The organism is Candidatus Hydrogenedentota bacterium, assembly GCA_019695095.1.
Classification (GTDB): Bacteria; Hydrogenedentota; Hydrogenedentia; order Hydrogenedentales; family SLHB01; genus JAIBAQ01.
In genome coordinates, this window is record JAIBAQ010000311.1 from 1 (window position 1) to 4673 (window position 4673).

Sequence of the window (4673 nt, forward strand, 5' to 3'; positions counted from 1 at the left end):
TCGTCGGCAGTAGGCGTCGGGGGAAACCTCGTGAGCAAGAAATTGATGGCTGCGAAAGACTACGACGGCCTGACGAAGAACGCGCGGCTGTTTGCGGAAGCCGTGAAAATAGCCAGGGGGTAGGGAGATTCCGAATTTGGATTTTGAATCGCTACTTTCGCGGCGCGGTCAGGACATGAGTTGCAGCCTTCTCACCGATTAGGCAAGTGGCGCATTGCGTGTTGGCCTACGTGACACGACATGCCACTAATGGCCTATTGAAGATACTGCGCAGGAATGATGTCGTGAAAGCGCGGCCGTTTTTATCGGGTCAGGCGTTGGGACGGTCTTCTCCACTCGTTTCCGTGACCAGATCGAGCAGATTCACGGCCTTGTGCTGACCGACGACGGCGGCGACATATTCGCCAACAGGACGGGAGGCTTGGACTTCGCCACGGGCAAGCGCGTCTCCGATGTGCCGCGCGGCGCCGCCATTCTTGGGAGCCACGACAACTTTCAGCGGTTTCCCGCAGCAGTCGAACAACAGTTCCATGACCTTCTCTCCGCGATAGGAACTCTCGCGCGCACCCAGTAGTTCCCGTCGATGGTGATGGACTTCGGAATTCTGGATGGCCGCAATGTCGATCCCATACCCGTGTGCGTGCACGTAGTCGTTCACGGCCGCCAGCGAAACCGCATCGACGGCGGATGTCCCTTTCAACTGCGCGACATCCCTTTCCGCCATGCGCAGGAAGTCGTTACGCTCGCCGCCGGTCGTTGCGAATATGCCCGCAATCGTCAGGACAAGTACGGCGGCTGCCGCCAACACCGCGTTCCAACGCCACGGACCTCGAACGACGTTCGGCGCAATCTGAGGTTGGCTTTGGATGGTCTGGCACAATTGCTCCCAAACTGCGTCGGGACATGCGGCATTTTTCGACAAGGAATCGGCCAATGCCCTCTCGAGAATCACTTCGCCCGCAAGCCGCTGCTTTTCAGACGCGCTAAGGGCCCGGTCGAACTCCGACGCCTCGGAGGCGCTCAGTTCGCCGTCCAGATATGCCGATAAGACTTTGTCGTTACCAATACTCATTACAACGTCCCTCTTTCTCTTCGCTCATCCTCTCCCTGATCTTCCCGAGGGACAAGCCGGGGAAAGGATCGTACGATCCCGTTCTCCCGTGCGTATTCCAGCAAGTCTTGCCGAAGTTTGGCGCGGCCTCGCGACAAATGGGTCATGACCGTGCCAACCGGCATCTCCAGGATCTCCGCGATCTCCTGGTAGGAGAACCGCTCGACGCCGCGCAACAAGATGCACGACCGTTCGGCGGTGGATAACCGCTTAAACGCCGCGTTGACCTCGTCGCCGCATTGCTCCAGGAAGGCGGCAGGGTCCTTGAGGACGTCGCCGTAGCCGTGTTGTTCGCCCACGGCGACAAGTCCCGGCTCGACGTCATCCAGCGGAGCAGGCGTTCGGGCCGTCTCGCGATTCGCCACAAAACACTTGTTTGTGATGATGCGATACACCCAGGCCCGGAAATTCGTTCCGGGCGTGAAACGATGAAAATTTTCGTAGGCGGCAAGCAGAGCCGCCTGAAAGGTGTCTTCAGCGGTTCCCGAATCCCATACGGTACGCAACACGTACCGATAGAATTCATCCCGGTGCTTCCCAACAAGTTCGAGAAACTCCGAGGTCTGTTTTCCGGTCAAGTGTCCGGCCATGTCACCTGCCTGTTCGTACTCACTTGCAGCGTTCCACCGAACGCCTCTCAACAGGTTGTATTCTAGGGAGGGTCAAAACCATGTCTGCAAATGTTTGACGTGTCCCCAGTCCCTGCACTAGGGTGTGCAAATACCGAAAAACCATTCCGGAGCGCGCCATGTCACAACCTGAACGTCCGCCGGTCAAGAAACGCGGGATTCTACGCCGTCTGTTTCGGGGCATCGTGAGACTCTGTCAAGCCGCCTTGCTGCTGATCATCATCACCGGAGCGTGGCTGTATTGGCAAGCACGGGCCAGTCTGCCCGCCCTGGATGGAAAGCTGGTTGCGCCGGAACTGAGCGCACCGGTGAAGGTGACGAGGGACGATTGGGGGGTGCCGCACATCGAGGCGGAGACCGAGCCGGACGCTTTTTTCGCACTGGGCTATACGATGGCGCAGGACCGATTGTTCCAGATGGAATTGCTGCGGCGGATTGCGCAGGGGGAACTCTCGGAGATCCTTGGGCCGTTGAAGATGGGGGCGGTGTCGGTACCGGAGATTGACCGGGTGATGCGGGCGTTCCGGTTGCGGGCCAATGCGGAGAAGTATTTCCTGCATGAGGACCGAATTCCCCCCGAATTGCTGGCCTCGTTGGACGCGTTTGTCGCGGGCGTCAACCGGTTCATGAAAGACGGCCCGTTGCCATTCGAGTTCAAGGTTCTGCGGATTCCGGAACGGCCGTTCACGAAAGTGGACTGCATGTCGGTGGCTGCGCTGTTGCCGATTACGTTTTCGGATGGGTTGCGCGAAGACCAATTGGCATCGATCCTGGCGCAGCGGTTTCCTGGGAAGAATACCGACGCGATGTTTCCCGGGTACTCCAAAGAGATTCCGGTTACCGTGATGGAAACGCTGGAGGAGGCCGAAGCCTACCTCAAGCAGACGGGGAGTGTGCCTTCGACTCCTGATGCGCCGTCCGAATCGGAACCTAGCCCCAAGCGTGAGCCGCTACCATCGGACGACACAGGCCAACTACAGGCGTTTCTGGAACCGTTGGCATGGATTTCGGAGCATTTCGGAGCGTCATTCGGAAGTAATTCGTGGGTGCTTGATCCGTCGCGGTCGGCTTCGGGCAAACCAATACTTGCCAACGATCCGCACATCGGGTTTACCAACCCGAGCATCTGGTTCGAGGCGCACGTGAAGGCGGGCGATTACGAGAATTACGGGTATTACTTCCCGCCGATCCCGATTGCGTTGTTGGGGCACAACAGCGACCGGGGCTGGGCCCTGACTATGTTCGCGAACGACGACGTGGATCTGTTTGTGGAAGAGTTCAAGCCGGACGAGCCCGGTAAGGTGAAGTACAAGGGCGAGTGGGTGGATGCGGAGACGATTCGCGAGACCATTCATGTACGGTTTGCCGAAGATCAGGTCTGCGATGTGCGTGTGACGCCGCATGGTCCGGTGATCACCGACTTCTTGAGCAACGCCTACGGTTACGATGGCCCGCCGGTGGCCATGTCGTGGGTCTGGCAGCAAAACGAATATACCGATCTGCTGGCCTTCTACAAGATGGGCCGCGCGCGGAACTACGAGGCGTTCGCGGAGGCCGTTCCACTCGTCACGTCGCCGGGGGTGAACATCTCCTACGCGGACAAGGAAGGGAACATTGCGTGGTGGGCGGCGGGTCGAATCGTGAAACGCGCGCCGACGGTAAACCCGAAACGGTTGCTGGACGGCGGGTCCGGCAAGGACGAGATTCTCGGGTTCCTGCCGTTTGAGCTGAACCCGCACCTCAAGAACCCGGAGTGCGGCTACATCGTGACCGCGAACAACATGAGCACCGTGAAACCGCTGGCGCCGGATGTGAGGTTGCAGGGGTACTGGCAGCCGACCGATCGTGCGGGGCGAATCGAGGAACTGGTTGGGCAGCGGTCGGATTGGACCATCGAGGCGTTAAAGGCGGTGCAGTTCGACGACACGATTCAGGCGAAAAAGACCGTGTTGCCCACGCTGCTGGAGACGTTGAAGCGATCGTCGCGCGATTTCGTACCGATTGAACAAGAAGTCGTGACTCTCTTGGAATCGTGGGACGGTTCGCATGGGATTACGTCGGTGGGTGGCGCTATCTACCAGAACTGGGTGGATTCCATAATCGATATGGGTGTGGGCGACGAAATCGGCGACAAACAGTTGAAACCCTACGGCATCCTTGCCGACCATTGGAACTTCTTCAAGGATTTCGTGCGCGACCCGAGTTCTGAATTCTGGGACGACGTGAATACGCCGGAGAAAGAGACTCGGGAGCAGATTGTGTATGCCGCGTTCAAAGACGCCATCGCTCGGTTGAGGTCGCAGTTCGGCGACGACGTATCCACGTGGACCTGGGGAAAGATCCACGTGATGGAGTTCAAGCATCCCTTTGGTCAACTGCCGTTGCTGGACCGGATCTTCAACATCGGCCCCTTCCCGGCCTCGGGCGGCTCGCAGATCGTCAACAACATGCTGTATCCGGCCGGGCAACACGACTACCACGTCGCCGCGGGGCCGTCGACACGGCGGCTAATAGACTTCGCGCACCCCGACGAAGCGCAGACGATTCTGCCAACCGGCAATTCCGGGAACTTCATGAGCCCCCACTACGACGACCAAGCGGCGCTGTTCATGAAAGGGGAGTACCGCTCCATCCGCATGACACCGGAGCAGATCGCGCGCCACACAAAGCACGTGATGCGCTTCGAGCCGAAGGGGTGAGCGGTTGGCAGTGGACGTAGTGGACATTGTGGACGCCATGGACGGAGAGGGTTTGTCAGGGTGAATATTTAATTGACAAATTGGCGTCCAGGCACGAAAATGGACAACGTGAGAATCTCGGCCAGCCGATGACAGCCTTGTCGACGGAATTGGAAAGGGGCTGGAGTACCCCGTTGTGCGGTAACGAACTATGGGGTATGATGGGGGCCGAATTGAATCGGGGACACAAAATAT

3 protein-coding genes are annotated in these 4673 nt (G+C 58.7%); 1 reads left to right on the forward strand and 2 read right to left on the reverse strand.

Annotated elements, in window-relative coordinates; translation table 11 throughout:
- Window positions 1-310: 310 nt before the first annotated feature.
- Window positions 311-1072, reverse strand: coding sequence for a hypothetical protein (locus tag K1Y02_25460; GenBank protein ID MBX7259729.1), 762 nt, complete (start codon window positions 1070-1072; stop codon window positions 311-313).
- Entirely contained in the window at window positions 1072-1701 is a 630-nt protein-coding gene (locus K1Y02_25465; protein MBX7259730.1) for a sigma-70 family RNA polymerase sigma factor, read from the reverse strand. The genes K1Y02_25460 and K1Y02_25465 overlap by 1 nt, the downstream gene beginning before the upstream one ends.
- 158 nt (window positions 1702-1859) lie before the next feature.
- Between K1Y02_25465 and K1Y02_25470 the strand changes: the two genes are divergently transcribed.
- The gene (locus tag K1Y02_25470) at window positions 1860-4439 is read left to right on the forward strand and encodes a penicillin acylase family protein (protein MBX7259731.1); all 2580 of its coding nucleotides are present in this window, start codon (window positions 1860-1862) and stop codon (window positions 4437-4439) included.
- The last annotated feature ends 234 nt before the right edge of the window (window positions 4440-4673 follow it).

What these genes read in the sequence shown, in the direction of transcription:
- K1Y02_25460 (MBX7259729.1), bottom strand. Translation starts at nt 1,072, where the DNA reads ATGAGTATTGGTAACGACAAAGTCTTATCGGCATATCTGGACGGCGAA.
- K1Y02_25465 (MBX7259730.1), bottom strand. Translation starts at nt 1,701, where the DNA reads ATGGCCGGACACTTGACCGGAAAACAGACCTCGGAGTTTCTCGAACTT.
- K1Y02_25470 (MBX7259731.1), top strand. Translation starts at nt 1,860, where the DNA reads ATGTCACAACCTGAACGTCCGCCGGTCAAGAAACGCGGGATTCTACGC.